Annotated in this window: 14 protein-coding genes; 9 read left to right on the top strand and 5 right to left on the bottom strand. The window is 46.0% G+C overall.

Annotated features, from left to right (window positions below):
* The first annotated feature begins 202 nt into the window (after positions 1-202).
* The 5 genes from codB (at position 203) to ACFQ3J_RS12610 (ending at position 5,528) form a co-directional block, all read left to right on the top strand.
* A complete protein-coding gene (codB, locus tag ACFQ3J_RS12630; protein ID WP_091154196.1) occupies positions 203-1,480 on the top strand; it encodes a cytosine permease in 1,278 nt (425 codons plus the stop codon).
* Positions 1,449-2,717 (top strand): cytosine deaminase, encoded by a 1,269-nt coding sequence (locus ACFQ3J_RS12625; protein WP_091154198.1) that lies wholly within the window; start codon positions 1,449-1,451, stop codon positions 2,715-2,717. The genes codB and ACFQ3J_RS12625 overlap by 32 nt, the downstream gene beginning before the upstream one ends.
* Before the next feature lie 242 nt (positions 2,718-2,959).
* Positions 2,960-4,105, top strand: a complete 1,146-nt coding sequence (locus ACFQ3J_RS12620; protein ID WP_251581933.1) for a DUF4269 domain-containing protein — start codon at positions 2,960-2,962, stop codon at positions 4,103-4,105.
* 58 nt (positions 4,106-4,163) lie between these two features.
* Positions 4,164-4,730, top strand: coding sequence for a hypothetical protein (locus ACFQ3J_RS12615; protein ID WP_251581932.1), 567 nt, complete (start codon positions 4,164-4,166; stop codon positions 4,728-4,730).
* 30 nt (positions 4,731-4,760) lie between these two features.
* On the top strand, positions 4,761-5,528 hold the full coding sequence (locus tag ACFQ3J_RS12610; protein ID WP_251581931.1) for a hypothetical protein: 768 nt from the start codon (positions 4,761-4,763) through the stop codon (positions 5,526-5,528).
* Between the two features lie 86 nt (positions 5,529-5,614).
* On the opposite strand, the gene pgmB is transcribed toward ACFQ3J_RS12610, so the two are convergent.
* The 3 genes from pgmB to ACFQ3J_RS12595 form a co-directional block, all read right to left on the bottom strand.
* A complete protein-coding gene (pgmB, locus tag ACFQ3J_RS12605) occupies positions 5,615-6,271 on the bottom strand; it encodes a beta-phosphoglucomutase (RefSeq protein ID WP_091154209.1) in 657 nt (218 codons plus the stop codon).
* Positions 6,272-6,295: 24 nt separating this feature from the next.
* Positions 6,296-8,578: a glycoside hydrolase family 65 protein gene (locus tag ACFQ3J_RS12600; RefSeq protein ID WP_251581930.1), complete on the bottom strand. Its 2,283-nt coding sequence runs from the start codon at positions 8,576-8,578 to the stop codon at positions 6,296-6,298.
* A gap of 298 nt (positions 8,579-8,876) precedes the next feature.
* Positions 8,877-9,899 carry a LacI family DNA-binding transcriptional regulator gene (locus ACFQ3J_RS12595; protein ID WP_091154213.1) on the bottom strand — a complete coding sequence of 341 codons (1,023 nt, stop codon included), beginning with the start codon at positions 9,897-9,899 and terminating at the stop codon, positions 8,877-8,879.
* Positions 9,900-10,251: 352 nt separating this feature from the next.
* Between ACFQ3J_RS12595 and ACFQ3J_RS12590 the strand changes: the two genes are divergently transcribed.
* Positions 10,252-11,916 carry a PTS transporter subunit IIBC gene (locus ACFQ3J_RS12590; protein WP_251581929.1) on the top strand — a complete coding sequence of 555 codons (1,665 nt, stop codon included), beginning with the start codon at positions 10,252-10,254 and terminating at the stop codon, positions 11,914-11,916.
* Positions 11,917-11,923: 7 nt separating this feature from the next.
* The gene (locus ACFQ3J_RS12585) at positions 11,924-12,739 is read left to right on the top strand and encodes an endonuclease/exonuclease/phosphatase family protein (RefSeq protein ID WP_091154217.1); all 816 of its coding nucleotides are present in this window, start codon (positions 11,924-11,926) and stop codon (positions 12,737-12,739) included.
* 137 nt (positions 12,740-12,876) lie between these two features.
* Here ACFQ3J_RS12585 and ACFQ3J_RS12580 read toward each other — a convergent pair whose 3' ends face one another.
* Both ACFQ3J_RS12580 and ACFQ3J_RS12575 read right to left on the bottom strand, forming a co-directional pair.
* Positions 12,877-14,733, bottom strand: a complete 1,857-nt coding sequence (locus ACFQ3J_RS12580; protein ID WP_379292920.1) for an ABC transporter ATP-binding protein — start codon at positions 14,731-14,733, stop codon at positions 12,877-12,879.
* Positions 14,726-16,462 carry an ABC transporter ATP-binding protein gene (locus ACFQ3J_RS12575; RefSeq protein ID WP_251581928.1) on the bottom strand — a complete coding sequence of 579 codons (1,737 nt, stop codon included), beginning with the start codon at positions 16,460-16,462 and terminating at the stop codon, positions 14,726-14,728. Before ACFQ3J_RS12575 ends, ACFQ3J_RS12580 begins: the two co-directional genes overlap by 8 nt.
* 304 nt (positions 16,463-16,766) lie before the next feature.
* Between ACFQ3J_RS12575 and ACFQ3J_RS12570 the strand changes: the two genes are divergently transcribed.
* Both ACFQ3J_RS12570 and ACFQ3J_RS12565 read left to right on the top strand, forming a co-directional pair.
* Positions 16,767-18,248, top strand: coding sequence for an alpha-N-arabinofuranosidase (locus ACFQ3J_RS12570; RefSeq protein ID WP_251581926.1), 1,482 nt, complete (start codon positions 16,767-16,769; stop codon positions 18,246-18,248).
* An 18-nt stretch (positions 18,249-18,266) separates the two neighbouring features.
* Positions 18,267-18,548: a DUF6171 family protein gene (locus ACFQ3J_RS12565; protein WP_091154226.1), complete on the top strand. Its 282-nt coding sequence runs from the start codon at positions 18,267-18,269 to the stop codon at positions 18,546-18,548.
* Positions 18,549-18,859 lie beyond the last annotated feature (311 nt).

Raw genomic sequence — 18,859 nt, 5'->3', positions numbered from 1 at the left:
TTTAAATCAGTCCAGAGAGGCTGGCAAGGACAGCGGATTTTCGTAATCGGCGTGAAGTAGGGCGTATTCTATCTAGAGATGCTCTGTATATTCGCGCGGATTATGATGTATAAATGAGGCTAATTGTCAGTGTAACGACGGCAATTAGCCTCTTTTTTCTGCTCTTTTTGGTATCAGGAAACTTTTATTTGGGGGTATTCTGATGAGTAAGAACGATCAAGAGTTTTCGTTGCAGGCGGTACCGAGAACGCAGAGAAATCATTTTTGGAAGACACTATCTGTTATGCTGGGCTTTACTTTCTTCTCAGCAAGCATGCTGGCGGGCGGAGAGCTGGGCATTGGCCTCAGCTTCACGGAGTTCATGCTGATCGTGCTGGCAGGAAATCTGGTGCTCGGTATTTACACGGGCGCACTCGCACATATCGCAGCCAAGACGGGGCTCTCGACCCACTTGCTGGCTAAATATTCTTTTGGTGAAAAAGGCTCCTATCTGCCTTCCTTCCTGCTTGGCTTTACACAGGTCGGCTGGTTCGGCGTAGGCGTGGCAATGTTTGCTGTTCCTGTAGCGAAGGCAATGAACTGGGATGTAAATTTACTCATCTTCATCTTCGGTCTGGCGATGACGGCGACGGCGATCTTTGGTATGAAATCATTAGTTATTCTGGGCTACATTGCAGTTCCGGCTATTGCTATCCTCGGCAGTTACTCGATGTTAAAGGGCGTTGATACACTTGGCGGGCTGCAAGGCTTGCTTGAGTACACACCAACACAAACCTTGTCCGTGGCCGCGGCTATGACGATCTGTATCGGATCATTTATCAGCGGGGGGACACTGACTCCGGACTTTACCAGATTTGCCAAAACGTCTAAGCAAGCCGTCATTGCAACGGTGATTGCATTTTTTCTAGGGAATTCATTAATGTTCCTGTTCGGCGCTGTGGGAGCGATGGCATATAACCTGGCCGATATTTCAGAAGTCATGTTCCTGCAGGGTCTGCTCATTCCGGCGATTATCGTACTGGGCTTGAATATTTGGACGACCAATGACAATGCTTTGTATGCATCGGGTTTAGGCTTTGCGAACATTACGAAGATTTCCAAGAAGTTCTTTGTTATTATAAACGGGATTGTCGGCACGGTGTTTGCAATGTGGATGTACAACAATTTCGTCGGCTTTCTAAATGTACTGGGTGCGGCTGTTCCATCCATCGGTGCCATCATTATTGCAGATTATTTCTTCGTCAAACGCAGAACGTACAAGGAATATGCCACCATGAACTTTAAAAAGGTAAACTGGCTGGCGATGCTCGCTTGGGCAATCGGGGTTGCTTTTGCACAGCTCGCTCCAGGTATTACACCGCTTAATGCGCTGATTGGTACAGCAGTCGTGTACATTGTACTCATGTCCGTATTCTCTACAAAAGTATCTAAAGAAAAGGTGATGACAAATGATCATACAGAACGCGAAATTGCGGGGTAAAGAGGGCCTGTGGCATATCCTTGTGAAAGACGGTAAGTTTGAACAAATTACACAGGAGCCGGTAACTGGCACTAACGATGAGGTGCTGGACGTCAGCGGTTCACTTGTACTGCCTCCATTCATCGAGCCGCATATTCATCTCGACACGACCTTGACAGCAGGTGAGCCGGAGTGGAACCTGAGCGGAACGCTCTTTGAAGGAATTCAGCGCTGGTCGGAGCGCAAGGCATCGTTGACGCATGAGGATGTGAAGACACGCTCCAAGACAGCGCTCAAATGGCAGATCGCTCAAGGCATTCAGCATGTCCGTACTCATGTCGATGTAACCGATCCAAGCCTGACCGCAGTCAAAGCGATGCTGGAAGTGAAGGAAGAGATGGCACCTTATGTGGATATCCAGCTGGTGGCTTTCCCTCAGGAAGGGATTCTCTCCTACCCGAATGGGGCCGAGCTGATGGAAGAAGCACTGAAGATGGGCGTTGATGTGGTCGGCGGAATTCCGCATTTCGAATTTACGAGAGAATATGGCGTAGAGTCGATGAAGATTGCGTTTGATCTTGCCGAGAAATACGACCGGCTCGTAGATATCCACTGTGATGAGATCGATGATGAGCAGTCCCGGTTCGTAGAGGTTGTGGCAAAGGAAGCCTATGAGCGCGGATACGGTGCACGCACGACTGCAAGTCATACGACAGCAATGGGTTCCTACAATGATGCCTATACGTATAAGCTGTTCAGATTGTTAAAAATGGCCGGACTGAACTTTGTCTCCAATCCACTGGTGAACATCCATCTTCAGGGACGTTTTGATACGTATCCGAAGAGAAGAGGACTGACGCGTGTCAAAGAGCTTCAGGAGGCGGGTCTTAATATTTGCTTTGGGCATGATGATATTTTTGATCCATGGTATCCACTCGGAACAGGCAATATGCTGCAAGTGCTGCACATGGGAATCCATGCATCACAGCTCCTTGGCTACGATCAGATCGTCAATTCGATCGACCTTATTACTACAAACAGTGCAAAAACACTTCATATCGAAGATAAATACGGAATCGAAGCCGGGAAGCCGGCAAGCTTCATCGTTTTATCTGCAGAGAATGAATACGAGGCTGTCCGCAAACAGGCTGCAGTTCTGTATTCCTTCAAAGAAGGCCGTAAAATTGCGGAAACGAAGCCGCAGGAAACTTCAATTGTATTAAATGAAGGTCCAGAGAAAGTAAACTTTAATCGATAAATGATTTTGAATCATATACATTAACCTGTTAGAAAACCTGTATGGAGCGTTCCATGCAGGTTTTTTCCTTATTCGTGGGCTCCGCACACAGGGCCACTCCATGATTGATCTTCATGGAAAAGAAAGGCATTGAATTGTATACTCTAAATATACAACGATAACTTACCCCATATGCTGCTGGCTTTGCTGTGTAGATCGTGAGGTACGGTTGTTGTACAGATAAATTGAAGGGGTTAACCACCATGGAAAACAAACATTTATATAAAGACATACGTTATTTAATAGATGGGAATGAGGCGCAGCAGGATGCATTCCGAGTTCTTAAACAATTCAAAGTCATGGAAATATTGCAAGTCTACGACCCCACTCTTACAGGAACTGTCCCCATTGCACTCAATATTGAGGGAAGCGATTTGGATATCATTTGCGAGGTTTACGATTTTGCTGAGTTTAGAGAGCGGCTGACAGATCAGTTTGGAGAATGCGAAGGCTTTGAAATATCCGAGAAAATCGTAAGCGGTATTAGACGGATGAAAGCCGGTTTTAGATTAGAGGGTTGGGATATTGAAGTTTTTGGTCAGCCGATTCCTACCTCTGAACAGAATGCTTACAGGCATATGCTCATTGAAGACCGGGTATTGAAGCTTGCTGGCGAAGACTTTCGAAGCTTAGTTGTATCCATGAAGAGAGGAGGAACGAAGACAGAACCGGCATTTTCGAGTCTTCTTGGACTTGAAGAGAAAGGAGATGCTTACGAGGCCATTTTAGAATTGGAAAACTGGACAGACGAGGAGATCAAGCAGGCATGTGGTGTATATGAAAGCAGTTCTAATCATATCAGAAGTATAAGTGAGCTTGTGAAAAAGAGTAAGTATTCTTATAAACCATCAACGGCTGACATTGACCCTGATTTTGGACCTAATCGAGAGTACAGTTTTCAGCGTTACATAGAGAATCATGCCATTCATGTCTCTCAAGGAGTTAATGAGAACTATGCACATCTGACCATTTATGGGAAAGATGAATTTACCTTCAAATGTACCTTGGTCGATGTAAAAAAAGAAACCCCCTCGCTCATTCCAGTCTTGGAAGCAAGTGTGATCGAGGATGATCATGAAGATTATGAATTCTATGATACTATGCCTCACATTGGTGCTGTTGAAGTTCGAGATGTGGAATGGATATGCCATCTACCCGAAGAACCTAAGAAGCTGGGAGAGAAATTTTTCACTTTTGTCAGCTCCTTTATATTGAATTATTTTTATAATTTATCCGCTCATATTAAAGAATTTGAGCCTGTTAAAGAGTATATTGTGAAGGATCTTCAGTTCATGATGAAGTTTCCGTATGAAGGCGAGACCTATATCCGAACAAGACAGCTATGGTAAGACACATTTAGGCAGAAGATTACGGGATATCCTGTTATGGAATAAGGAGGGGAGCAGCTTGAAGCATATACTTGGCATTGCCATTTGGGTCACCGGTGTACTGATTCTTGTTGTTTATTTGATATACCCTCTATTCCCTAAGAAGATTCATGTGGATGTACAAGGAGTGAAGTATCGCCTAGGCAGCCCTTCCATTGAGAAGCCAGTACAGGTTCAGGTAAATGGAGAGATCGATACGACCTTCCTTGGTAAAAGAACCTTTGAAGGAGAGATTGAGATTGAGGGCGAGGTCAACCCGATTTCAAAAGAATCAAAGTATACGCTGCAATTATCAGAATTGGATTACTCCGGGATGATTATGTATCACTATCCGTATAGGGATGAGGCTGGCGATCAACACGCGGGATCATTCATGTACGGCTTGCTAAATCAGCAAAATGATTTCCAGCAGGGGGCGATCCAGGTAAATCAACAGAAGGAAGAAGGGGCTAGTGCATGGAGCGGTGAGAATGGATACGTTATTGCTTATCCCGCGAATGACAGGGCTGAGGCGCTTGCACTTACGAATGAGATTTTACTTCCACAATATCGGGAATACGATAGTTCGTTTCCTGCATTGCAATGATTCGATGGAATATGAGGAGGAAATATGAAGATGAATGCACCGAAGCAGATTCTTGAAGTATGGCATAAATTCGATGCTTTCCCCATGGAAACGCTGACCAAGGCATGGTATTATGATCAGTCCTCCGACCGTCAACGCAGTGTAGCACTTATGAAGGAGCATCGTGAGAGATACGGCACCTCGGGTAATTGCTTTGATCTGGCCATCTGGCTCATTGATGAGTTCCAGCAGGCCGGGATTGAGGCTTATGCCATAGGAGAAGGCTTTGGAACAGAGGAGGCTCATGCAGCGGTATGTGCGCTGGACGAGCAAGGCCGGAGGTATTTTTGTGATTTGGGGGATCAATGGATTGAACCGATTCTTATGGACTTTATGCCTGACGAGTACAGAGGAGAGGCGCTCAGCGGATTTATTACAGGTGGCAGAATAAAGCTTAATAATCAGGGAAGCAATCACTTATCCTTCACCTGGGTCAGACCGAATGGCAAGACGAGCAGCCAGGTCTTTGATCTCACGCCGGTTGTGCTTCAGGATTTGAATGCTGCAGGAGAGCATTCCCAGTCCTTGCTGCGTAATGCACTTGTAGAGATGAGAGTCCCGATGGAGAATGAAGTGGTCCATTGGGAGTACGAAGGGGGAAGGAGCTTTATTAGCAGCAACCAAGAACTCATCACGGAATCTCCCCTTCATCACATAGAGGATTGGGCTCAGCGAATATATAAAATGACCGGAATTCAGCCCGATGTGTCTGTAGCCGCTCTTAAGAAGTATAGACAAATTGCAACAGCTAAACCATGAAAAGAGCCGCTCCTATAATGAAGTGCTTCCTGTCGAGTAAACAGGGAGCACTTCACTAAGGAAGCGGCTCTTATTACATATCAATGTTAAACTTTATTCGTATGACTGGACTTCAGTAAATCCAATGAAAGCTCTGATGTGGAGGATACTATGAGGTCAGCCTTCTGCATCTGAGCAGGTGTACCCACACCAACGGCATACATACCAGCGGAGAGAATAGACTCGATGCCAGCTTCTGCATCCTCAACGCCTACACAATCGGAAGGCAGGACGCCCAGCTCGGCTGCGCCAGTCAAGAAAATTTCTGGGTCAGGCTTGCCATTCTTAATCTGTGTTACGTCCACGACATGATCGAAGTAATGCGTCACTTCAAGCCGATCCAGAATAAACGGAGCATTCTTGCTCGCAGATGCGAGTGCTATAAGAATACCGGCTTCTTTTAATTCCTTGAGCAGGCTCTCAATGCCGGGCAGAAGATCTGCCGGTGTTACTTTCTTGATCATTTCCTTGTACAGCTCATTCTTCTGATCGGCAAGCTGATATTTCTGCTCATCTGTGTACTCAGCATCTCCAAGTGCAAGGATCAGCTCAAGAGACTCCATCCGGCTTACGCCTTTGAGCTTCTCGTTATATTCTTTATCGAAAGGAAGTCCAAGCTCATCTGCAAGGCTCTTCCAGGCAAGGTAGTGGTACTCCGCTGTATCGGTTATCACGCCATCTAGATCAAAAATAACTGCTTTCACGTTAACATTCACCCGTTTCTTCGCTTAAGATGCGATTGTTGTTACTAACGCAGACTCATTCGTAATCTCGACTTCTTCTCCATACAATTCCATCGTGAGTGGTTCACCGGTTACCAATGTAATCTTCACTTCATCCTGTTCTACACTGATATTCAGCAGACGATCCCGGTAGTTAATATGGAACTTGTATTTCGTCCAGCCTTTAGGCAGGAACGGAGAGAAGCTGAGTTTTTCGTTATAGGTGCGCATCCCGGCAAATCCTTGGACGATCGCAAGCCAGCTGCCTGTCATGGATGTAATATGCAGACCGTCTTCAGTATCGTTATTGTAGTTATCCAGATCAAGACGCGCTGTGCGTTTGTACATTTCCACTGCTTTTTCTTCCATCTTCAGTTCGGCAGCAAGCACAGCATGAATGGAAGGAGACAGAGAAGATTCGTGTACCGTCATCGGCTCATAGAAGCTGAAGTTGCGTTCTTTTTCCTCGATCGTGAACTGATCCCCGAAGAAGTAAATGCCTTGGAGTACATCTGCTTGCTTAATGAACGGTGAACGCAGGATTTTATCCCAAGACCATTTCTGGTTTAGCGGCAGCTCTTCCTTCGCAAGCGACGATACCGGACGCAGATCCTTATCCAGGAAAGTGTCATGCTGTACAAATACACCCAGCTCTTCATCATACGGGAAGTACATATGCTCTACGATATCCGACCATTTCGCCAGTTCGCTCTCGGTTAAGCCAAGCTCTTGTGTTCTTGCTTCAGCTACTTTAGACAAGCTGTCCATTGTATATTTCAAGACCCAAGCTGCGATCTTGTTCGTGTACCAGTTATTGTTTACGTTGTTCTCATATTCATTAGGTCCGGTTACACCGTGAATCATATATTTGCCAGCACGCTTGGAGTAGTGAACCCGATCTGCCCAGAAACGGCTGATTTCAACGAGGACTTCGATGCCTTCATTCACAAGATAGCTGGTGTCTCCGGTATAGTTCGTATAATTATAGATTGCATAAGCAATAGCTCCGTTACGATGAATTTCTTCAAACGTAATTTCCCACTCGTTATGACACTCTACCCCTGTGAAAGTGACCATTGGATACAGCGCGCCCTTCAGTCCTTGCTGACGTGCATTATGATGAGCACCTGCAAGCTGATTATGACGATAACGAAGCAGGTTCTCGGTTACGCGCTTATCTGCAAGCGCCAAGTACATAGGTACTGCATAAGCTTCTGTATCCCAGTACGTTGCACCGCCGTATTTCTCACCCGTGAAGCCTTTAGGACCGATATTCAGACGCTCATCATGACCATAATAGGTGGAGAAGAGCTGGAAGATGTTGAAGCGAATTCCTTGCTGAGCTTCGATATCACCAGAGATTTCGATGTCCGCTTTGTCCCAGCGCTCAGCCCAAGCATTGATATGCTCCTCTTTCAACATGTCATATCCTTTATTCATGGCTTCCATCATCATGCTTTCAGCATTAGGAATCAGCTGGTCTGTAGCCATATCACGGGAAGTAGTGACAACGACAAATTTCTGAACCGCTGCTGCTGCCTTTGGAGCAACGTCATAGACATAATGAACTGCGGCGAATAGGCCGGCTTCTTCTGTCTTCTTGGAAGTTACGTTCTCTGTGACAACGCCCATTGTTGAATTGACGGTGAAGCGTTCCACACCAAATGGATTTTCTTTCGTTGTGGCTGCAAGGCTAACATAGGGCTCGCCGACTTTGCGGTCCGCTTCAACCCAGAACGTTTCCTCGTAGTTCGCGTCCTCATTCTTTGTATCTGCATCCAGATAAGGGATCAGCTCAACATTCATGTTTTGATCCGTCAGGTTGGTCACACGATAATCGATCAGGCACAGCTCCAGCTTCGATATGCTGAGGAAGCGCTCCGTTTCAATTCGAACCTGGCCATTGATCGTAAATGAACGACGAAGAATGCCTTCCTTCATGTCGAGCTCCTGATAGAAATCTGTCACTGTATCTTTATACAGATCGACTTCAGCACCGTTGATAAGGACACGGATTCCGATAAAATTCATGGCATTGATTACTTTGCCGAAATAATGCGGATAGCCATTTTTCCACCAGCCGACCTTCGTCTTATCCGGAAACCATACGCCGGAAATATAAGTACCTTGATGATGATCACCAGAATATGTTTCTTCAAAATTCCCTCGCATTCCCATATAGCCGTTACCTATGGAGGTCATGCTCTCCTGCAAGCGCAGGTCCTCTTTATGAAGCTCCGTTGTGGAAATCTTCCAGGCATCGATATCAAAAATACGTTTATATGACATTTGAATCCTCCTTGGGCAGCGTATAAGCACGCCATACCTATTTGGTTGGTTTTTAGCAGTGAAGTGGGCGAATCTTAAGTAGTGGTTATGAACATTGAACTCTTCTCTGTCAGCATATGTCATAAGTCTGCATTTTACTTCAGAGTCGGTGAGCTTAAAACCAAAATGTAAGTGTTATCATTTGATTGCGATTACAGTATATAGTGCAACCGGTTGCCCTGTCAATAAAAAAACAGCCTGCATGAAAAAAAGCTGTCTGCATTCATGAATGCAAACAGCTTGCTCAGGTATCTTCAGACTATGATGGATCTTCATTTATCCTCGTACATGAGGCACGTTCCACGATTCGGTGGGGCACAATAATGTGCTTGGTCATTTCTTTCGGATCCTGAATTTTCTCAATCAGGCTCTTGGCAGCCTGGTAACCCAGCTTGAAAATATCGATATCGACAGATGTAAGTGGCGGGTTCATCATATCAGCAAGTGTTAAGTTGTTGTAGCTGATCAGCGAGCATTGTTCCGGAAGTCGAATCCCGATTTGCTGCAGCGCTCTTTGCAAAGGCAGCGCAATAATGTCGTCACCGACGATCATGGCCGTAGGGGGCGTGTCCAATTGGAACAGGGCGGCAATATCTTCATTGGTGTACGATGTCCCGAGCAAGTAACGGGAATCCCACTCCAGATTCAGTTCGGCAAGTGCAGCTTGATATCCACGTACCCGTTCCTTGTGCACCGTTCTTGCTGTATCTGCTCCAACATAAGCAATTCGGCGATGACCGAGCTCATAGAGGTATGTAACAACATCTTTCCCTGCCTGGAAATTGTCATTGTCTACATGGGTTGTTTCACTAACATATTGCTGAGGCTTACCAATAACGGTATAGGGGATTTTTTCATTGTGAAAAAAATCAACAACCGGGTCTTCGGGCTTGGAGTACAGGACGATAAAACCGTCCACACGGTTGGCCCTCGTCATCATTCTTACACGAGACAAGAGCTCTGTATCGTCTCTGCCGGTCACAATGGCCATTGTAAAGTTTTTTTCATTGGATAGTTCACTGATGCCCCGAATGCTCTCCAGAAAAAACGGATTCTGGAATATAGTTACATCCGCTTCAGGCATAATAATGCCAAGGGACTGAGTCATCCGGTTAGCCAAACTTTGCGCCGAATAATTGGGTTCATATCCAAGCGCTTTCATCTCTTTGCGAACCCGTGCCTTGGTGGCTTCACTAATCTTGGGGCTGTCCTGAATGACACGGGATACGGTGGAAGTAGCAACATTGGCTCGTTTAGCAATATCTTTAATTGTTACTGCCATCGCTGAATCTCCTTTAATTTGCGTTATTCTGATGTATTTATCATACACACACATAGACATATAAAACAATGCAGGACAAATAAAAAAATTAGGAACTTTAAAAAATGGGTTGCAAAATGAAAGCGAATAATTTTATAATAGCACTGCAACCGATTGCACTAAAGTTGCACGATCTTGCAATAACTCCTTTTCTTAAGCCATGGCACATTTTTAAGGAAGATGAAATCGCTTTTTTATCAATCTCAGTGTCACCGGCTTTATAAACATAGGATTTTGTAAGGGATTTCTGAATGCGATATCAACAGGGCATTCAGACCAAGCTGCACAATAAAAAACACAAGAGGTAACGCATATGAAAAAACTTCTGTCTTTTGAGTTTTGGCAAAAATTCGGTAAAGCCTTGCTAGTCGTCGTTGCCGTTATGCCGGCTGCAGGAATCATGATCTCTCTTGGTAAAGTGATCGCGATGTTTGCAGAGAATATTGCCTTCCTTGTCACCGTAGGTAGTGTCATGGAAAACCTGGGTTGGGGTATTATTAACAACCTTCATATCTTGTTTGCCGTCGCGATTGGTGGATCGTGGGCTAAAGAAAGAGCAGGAGGGGCATTTGCAGCACTCATCGCCTTCATTCTGATTAATATTACAACAGGTACCATTCTGGGTGTATCAAATGATATGCTTAACCAGGAAGGTGCAACCACAACGACGCTGTTTGGGCAAATGATCACCGTAGATGGTTACTTCACCTCCGTACTTGGTGCTCCTGCACTGAATATGGGTGTGTTCGTCGGTATTATTTCTGGTTTCCTTGGAGCCGTTGTATTCAATAAATACTACAACTATCGTAAGCTTCCAGAAGCTCTGGCATTTTTCAACGGTAAGCGATTCGTTCCGTTCGTTGTTATTCTGTGGTCTGTTATTGTTGCGGTAATCATGTCCGCTTTCTGGCCGTTTATCCAAACGGGAATTAACAGCTTCGGTAAATGGCTTGCGACTTCAGGTGAATCTGCTCCATTCATTGCACCATTTCTGTACGGAACGCTGGAGCGTGTGCTGCTGCCATTCGGGCTTCACCACATGCTGACCATTCCAATTAACTACACAGAGCTTGGCGGTATTTATACAGTACTGACTGGCGGTAATGCTGGCGGCACGGTTGCTGGACAAGATCCGCTCTGGCTTGCTTGGGCAAGTGACCTTGCCAATCTGCATGGTGCGGATCCAATGGCGTATCAGCAGCTTATGGACTCCGTAACTCCAGCACGTTTCAAAGTAGGGCAAATGATTGCAGGCGCTGGTATTCTGATGGGTATTGCACTTGCGATGTATCGCAGAGTGGATAAGGACAAGCGTTCTAAATACAAATCCATGTTCTTGTCAGCTGGTCTTGCGGTATTCCTGACAGGAGTTACTGAGCCGCTTGAGTTTATGTTTATGTTTGCTGCTCCTGTACTTTACGGTGTATATGCGGTCATTACTGGCCTTGCCTTCGGTATGGCTGATATTATTGATCTGAGACTTCATTCGTTCGGTATGATCGAGCTGCTGACTAGAATTCCGCTGTCAATCAATGCAGGCCTTGTTGCCGATATTATTAACTTTGTCATTACTACCGTTGTATTCTTTGCAGGCTCCTACTTTATCGCTTACTTCATGATTGGGAAATTTAAGATGGCTACACCAGGACGTCTTGGGAATTATACGGATGAAGAGTCCGATAAGACAGCGTCTACTGCAGAAGCTGCGGGAGAGAACATTCCTGCTGCTGCAACCGCTGGAGATGATCTCCCTGCCCAAATCATTGCCACGCTCGGCGGCCCATCCAATATTGTCGATGTGGATGCCTGCATGACTCGCTTGCGGATTACTGTGAATGATGTGAATGCGGTGGGTAATGAAGAGGAATGGAAGAAGCTCGGAGCTCTTGGACTGATCAAGAAAGATAACGGAATTCAAGCCATCTATGGTCCAAAAGCCGACGTTCTGAAGTCCGACATTCAAGACAGACTAGGGTGATTACAATTTGAAGATTCTAACATTGAACACGCATGCCTGGATGGAGGAGGATCAGCTGACCAAGATTGATCAGCTGGCCGAGTTCATTCGCACACAGGATTTTGATATCATTGCGCTGCAGGAAGTGAATCAGTCACAGCGTGAGGTACCATTGTCCGATGACGATCTGAAACACTTCTACGTTACAGATGATCAAGCGGTAGTGAAGGCGGATAATTATGCTCATGTATTGCGCGCTCAAATCGGTATGGATTATTACTGGACTTATATCCCGATCCATGTGGGATTTGAGAAGTATGATGAAGGACTTGCTTTCTTATCGAAAACTCCGATCCTCGATGCCTTTGAAGCCTATGTTTCCGAAATGAGGGACTATGACAATTACCGTACCCGCAAAATATTAGGGATCAAAACGGTCATCTCAGGAGAAGAAACCTGGTTTGTGAATGGTCATTATGGCTGGTGGCATGATGAGGAATCCTTCAGAGGACAATGGGATAACTCACTGGCTGTACTAGAGAAGGTGAAGGGTCAGCCGGCCTTCATTATGGGTGATTTTAATAATGCAGCCCATCTTGAAGGTGAAGGCTACGACTATGTTACACAGAGCGGATGGTACGACTGTTACGAGATGGCAGAAGAGAAGGATGAGGGTTATACCGTTGTGAAAGCCATCGCCGGCTGGGAGAATAATAAGCAGAAGCTGCGGATTGATTATGTATTCAGTAACCGTAAGCTTGCTGTTAAGTCCTCCAAGGTCGTACTGGATGGCAAACTCAGCCCGATTGTCTCTGATCACTCCGGTGTGGCTGTAACGATATAAGTGTATTCGCAATAAAATAGACCGGATCAATAAAAAGCACACGTTTCTGCAGGAAAGTTCTGCAGAGCGTGTGCTTTTTATTTTCGCAGGATTTTGCAAATTCGAATTTATTCTTTTTCGGACTATGCAAGTTCCGCTCAGATTGCTTGATGAAATTGACTGGTAAACAGCTTGTAATATCGGCCTTCCGGTCCGATGGCAAGCAGCTCCTCATGCGTCCCTTGCTCAACAAGGCACCCCTGCTCCATATACAGAATGCGGTCCGCATCTTGAATAGTACTGAGCCGATGGGCAATAACAAAGCTGGTTCTGCCTTGCATCAAGGTCTTCATCGCTTCTTGAATATACATCTCAGTTCTGGTATCTACACTACTGGTGGCCTCATCCAATATGAGAATGGCTGGATCTGCAAGTATTGCCCTTGCAATCGTCAGCAGCTGGCGCTGACCGTGGCTCAGATTGCCGCCTTCTGCACTGAGCTTCGTATCGTAGCCGTCCGGTAATCTACGAATAAATCGATCGGCATTGGCCATTTCAGCAGCCTGTTTAATCTCTTCATCTGTTGCATCCAATCTTCCAAAGGCGATGTTGTCTCTAATGGTTCCAGAAAAAACATGCGCATCCTGCAGCACCATACCGAGCTGCTTGCGGAGGCTCTTCTTATCCAGTGTACGAATGGATTCGCCATCCACTAAGATATCCCCGCTCGCTGTATCGTAAAAGCGGGTCAGCAAATTGACGATGGTCGTCTTGCCTGCTCCGGTCGGACCAACCAGGGCGATCTTCTCACCGGGATGGGCTTCAAAGCTAATATCCGTTAGAATCGGCTTCTCCGGCTTATAATGAAAGCAGACCTGATCAAACTGAACAGAACCTTTGATATTCATAATCGTCTTGCCGCTATTGTGATCTTCCTTATCGTCCTCATACTCCGACTTCATATCCATAATCTCAAATACTCGCTCAGCACCGGCTACAGCAGATTGTATCAGATTGTACTGATTAGCAAGCTCCGAGATAGGACGGCCAAATTGCTTGGAGTAGTTCAGGAAGCTGACGACAATCCCGACAGATACCATCTCATTCTGAAACACCATCCATCCGCCTACAGCAGCAATAAGCGCAAAGCTTAAGTTGTTGATGACGTTCATGAAGGGGCCCATCATACCCGATACGATCTGAGCCTTGATTCCGACCTTGTTAAGCTGTTCGCTAATGTCCTTGAATCTTACGATTTCCTGCTCCTCCCGCCGGTACAGCTTGACGACCTTTTGGCCGCTGATTGTTTCTTCAATCATGCCATTCAATTGGCCGAGCTGCTGCTGTTGTCCTTTAAAATAAATACGTGTGAGCTTGACAATCTGACGGGTCGAGATCAGGACGAGCGGAATGCTGATCAGTGCGACCAGTGTAAGCGGCACATTCAGGCTGAGCATGATCAGGAAGGATCCGACAAGGGTAACAAGACTATTCAGCAGCTGGGTAACACTTTGGTTGAGTGTATTTGATACGTTCTCAATATCATTCGTCGCCCGGCTCATCAGCTCACCATTGTTCCGTGTGTCAAAAAATTGAACCGGGAGGTCCTGATATTTGGCGAATAAATCGCTTCTGAGATGGAGTACCGTTTTTTGTGAGACACTGGTCATTACATAAGATTGAATCCAGGTAACGATACTGCCTAACAGATATATTGCAAGCATGATTAAGCATAAACGAATCAGTCCTGTGTAATCTCCAGGAACAATATAATCATCGATTGCTACCCCGATTAGATAAGGTCCAGCCAAAGCGATCACTGCGCTTAGTATGGTGAACAGGTAAACGATAAGTAAGGCAGACCGCTGCTTGTTCAGATAATTCCATATTCGCTTGATGGTCGCCGCTGTATTCCTGGGTCTTACTTTAATTGAACCGGCGGGCTGTCCTCCACCAGGACTTCGTGGCCCGGGCATTGCAAAAGCGGGTTTGTTCGTCTCCTGCTTATCAGACATAAGATGATTCCTCCTTACGCTGAGAGCGATAAATATCCTGATAGACCTGGCTCGTCAGCATCAGCTCGTCATGGGTGCCCATGGCAGCGATTGATCCTTGCTCCAGCACAATAATCTGATCCGCCCGCATGACTGACGAAATCCGCTGAGCGATAATCAGCCTTGTCATATCTTTCATTTCCATCTCCAGAGCCTGCTGAATTCGAGATTCTGTCTTCAAATCGACCGCGCTGGTGCTGTCATCCAGAATTAATATGGATGGTTTCGTGAGTAGTGCTCTGGCTATAGATATCCGCTGCTTCTGTCCGCCGGACAAATTGATGCCTCTTTGTCCAAGCAGCGTATCATATCCATGCTCCAGCTGTCGGATAAATGGGTCAGCTTCAGCGGCCGCTGCTGCACGAAGGATCTCTTCATCGGTTGCATCCGGGTTCCCATAGCGGATATTATCTCGAATGGTACCGCTGAACAGAAGAGCCTGCTGCATGACCATGGCCACTTCCTGTCTGAGGTAGTTAAGATCGAGATGCTGGACATTCACACCGTTCACAACAATTTCTCCACTGCTTGCTTCATATAATCGCGGAATCAGACTAACGAGCGAGGACTTGCCTGACCCTGTAGCACCGAGGATGGCCAAAGTCTCCCCTGGCTGAACAGTGAAGCTGATATCTCTTAATGTAAGGTCACCGCCATTAGAGCTGTACGCAAAAGATACATTTTTAAATTCAACACGGCCGCGCTTATCACCATCCGGATAAACAGGAGAGGAAGGATTAGCGATTTCGGATTTGGTCTCCAGCACTTCATTTACGCGATCAGCCGATACCTTGGCACGCGATACAAAAGCCAGCATGTTGCTCAGCATCAGCATGGACATGAGCAGCTGGGTCACGTAGTTGATAAACGCGATCAGCTTACCGATCTCAAGCCCCCCACCCCAGTGCTGCAAGCCCCCAAACCATAACACGGCGACAATACTGAAGTTAAGAATCAGCGTCATCAGCGGCATGTTCAGAGCCATTAGTCGATTGGCGCGAATTGCAGCGTCGGTATATTCCTCGTTTGCTGTACCAAATCTTTGCTGCTCATGACCTTTCCGAACGAAAGCCTTAATCACGCGAATGCCGGATAGATTCTCTTGAAGCACTGTATTGACGCTGTCCAGTTTGGACTGCATTTTGGTAAAGAGCGGAAATGAACGCTTCATTAATATAAAAAGGATAAGGAAGAGTGCAGGTACGGATACGAACAAGATGGTGGTCAAGCTTGGGCTGAGCAGTATTGCCATTACAAGGCTGCCAATCAGCAGCAAAGGCGTCCGGACAAAGGTTCGAAGGATCATCTGCACAAAAGTTTGCAGCTGAACAACGTCATTCGTTAGACGTGTAATGAGTGAGCCTGTCTTCAACACATCGAGATTAAGAAACGAGAAGGATTGAATGCGCTCAAACAGTTTAATCCGTAGATCCTTGCCAAAGCTTTGGGAAGCGATACTGGAAAATATGCTGCACCCCGCGCCGCCGATCAGCCCGATGAGTGCTACACCAATCATCAGCAGTCCCGTATCTCTGATATGGGCAAGATCATTTTTCATGATGCCTTCATCTACGATGCTCGCCATAAGTCGCGGCTGGAGAAGATCCATGCACACTTCTAGCAGCATAAGCAGCGGAGCGAGGATGCTGGCCGCAAGATAAGGCTTCAAAAATGGAAGCAGTCTGGACATAAAGTTCACCTTTCAATATGGTTTAATAGTTATTTTTTTTCTACTACAACGATATGCTGTTAACTTATACGATATATCGTTTAATGTCAATTGACTCATTACTGTTTTTTATATAGCCAGGTCATATAGTTTGGATTCAGATTTGAGACAGGGATATGCCACATTGGATTAACAAAAATATAATTTCTACAAATATATAAATAAGCGTTTACACAGTGGTTATATTAGGTTTATTATGGATACATAGTTGGATGAATTACTTTAATGGATTTATTATTTTGTTAATTCAATTGGAGGTAATATCATGGTTAAAGTTGTTGTACATTCGGATGTTCGAAAAAGTCAGATTAACAAAAATATCTATGGTCAATTCTCAGAGCATCTGGGACGCTGTGTATATGAGGGAATCTGGGTCGGTCACGATTCACCGATACCTAATACGGATGGGATTCGTAATGATGTGATTGGAGCACTTAAGGAATTGCAGGTACCTGTACTTCGCTGGCCGGGCGGCTGCTTTGCAGACGAATATCACTGGCAGGACGGAATCGGTCCTTATGAGAATCGTCCTCGGATGCTGAATACGCATTGGGGTGGTGTAGAAGAGAATAATCACATTGGTACACATGAGTTCATGCGTTTGTGCGAGCTGATCGGAGCCGAACCTTATATTTGTGGTAATGTGGGCAGCGGGACCGTCTATGAAATGCAGCAATGGGTCGAATACATGAACAACGGCGGCCAATCCCCAATGGCGAGTCTGCGGGCACAGAACGGAAGAGAAGAGCCTTGGAATGTTAAATATTTTGGTGTCGGTAATGAAAGCTGGGGCTGCGGCGGTAATATGAGACCTGAATATTACGCGGATCTGTATCGTCGTTATGCAACGTACGTACGCAACTACACTTCCGAGTCTGTCTACAAAATTGCTTGCGGGCCGAATACAGCCGATTATCATTGGACAGAAGTGCTCATGCGTGAAGCGGGTAAATTTATGAATGGGCTGAGCCTTCATTATTACACAACAGGCACAGGCATCTGGGAGAAGAAGGGTAGTGCGACCGGCTTTACTGCGGAGGATTGGTTTACGACATTAAAAGCTACATTATATATGGAAGAATTAATTGTTAAGCACTCTGCCATCATGGATAAATATGATCCTGAGAAAAAGGTAGGTCTCATCATTGATGAGTGGGGCACATGGTTTGAGGTTGAACCGGGGACGAACCCGGGCTTCCTGTATCAGCAAAACACACTGCGCGATGCGCTCGTTGCAGGTATTAATCTTAACCTGTTCCATGAGCATTCAGATCGTGTCCAAATGTCGAACATCGCTCAGATCGTTAACGTGCTTCAGGCAATGATCCTGACAGAAGGTGCAAATATGGTTCTTACACCGACGTATCATGTGTTTAACATGTTTAAGGTGCATCAGGATGCACATCTGCTGCAAACGCATTATGTGAGCCCTTCCTATTCCAATGGAACAGATGAGATACCGCAGCTGAGCATCTCTTCTTCGGTGGATGCGAACGGACATATTCATGTCTCTGCTTGTAATCTCAGCCATCAGGATTCCCTTACCGTAGATTTGGATTTGGTAGGCTTAAGCGGAGCCGAGATTAGTGGTCAAGTGCTTACGGCTAGCGAGCTTGATGCTCACAACTCCTTTGGCAACCCAGAGCAAGTGGCGCCAAAAGCATTGGAAGGAATCACTGTAGAACAGAACGCTGTACGGTTCTCACTTCCAGCGGCTTCCGTTGCGGTGATCAAAATCGTCTCTTAAGAAAGGGTGGCTTCCAAGATGACGACAAGATCTGAAACAGAGCTCTGCAAGGGCTGTACCGCAAGCGTCCATGTCAGTGAATCTGAGCTGGAGCAGCTGGAGGAAGCTTATACAGAGAGCAATACAGGCAAGGAGGAAGCCAGCCGTGAGCTATACAGAGAGCGCCTTGCCGCATGCAGAAGCTGTGATGGATTCATATATGGGACGACCTGCCGATATTGTGGCTGTCTCATTCCGCTGAAGGCCAAGGTGCTGGAGGCGACCTGTCCTTATCCTTTTGAGCCTAAGTGGGAGAGGTAAAAACAGACCAAAGGAAGCGTCAAGGGCCGGCTCTTGGGTGCTTCGTCAACGAATGCTCAAGTACGATCGTTCTTGGTCTGGACTGATAGGATTGAATTTTAAGTTGTAATCATTCCCGTCCAAATACGAACGCTGCCGCTTCTCCCTCTGAGCATTTCGTTTCCTCCGCATATGAGCCGGCGAAGAAGGAAGCTCCCACCTATCCTAGGTAGTGGGGAGGGTAAATAGGTCCGACACTGCAATTCTTGGTAGAAGCAGAGGTCGGACCTTTTTATTTTGTGGGAGCCGGCTTGTGGGGTGCTGCGTCAACG

Source organism: Paenibacillus provencensis (assembly GCF_042678545.1).
Classification (GTDB): Bacteria; Bacillota; Bacilli; order Paenibacillales; family Paenibacillaceae; genus Paenibacillus; species Paenibacillus provencensis.
Note: the sequence above shows the minus strand (reverse complement) of the source record. Positions and strands in the feature narration are given on the sequence as shown.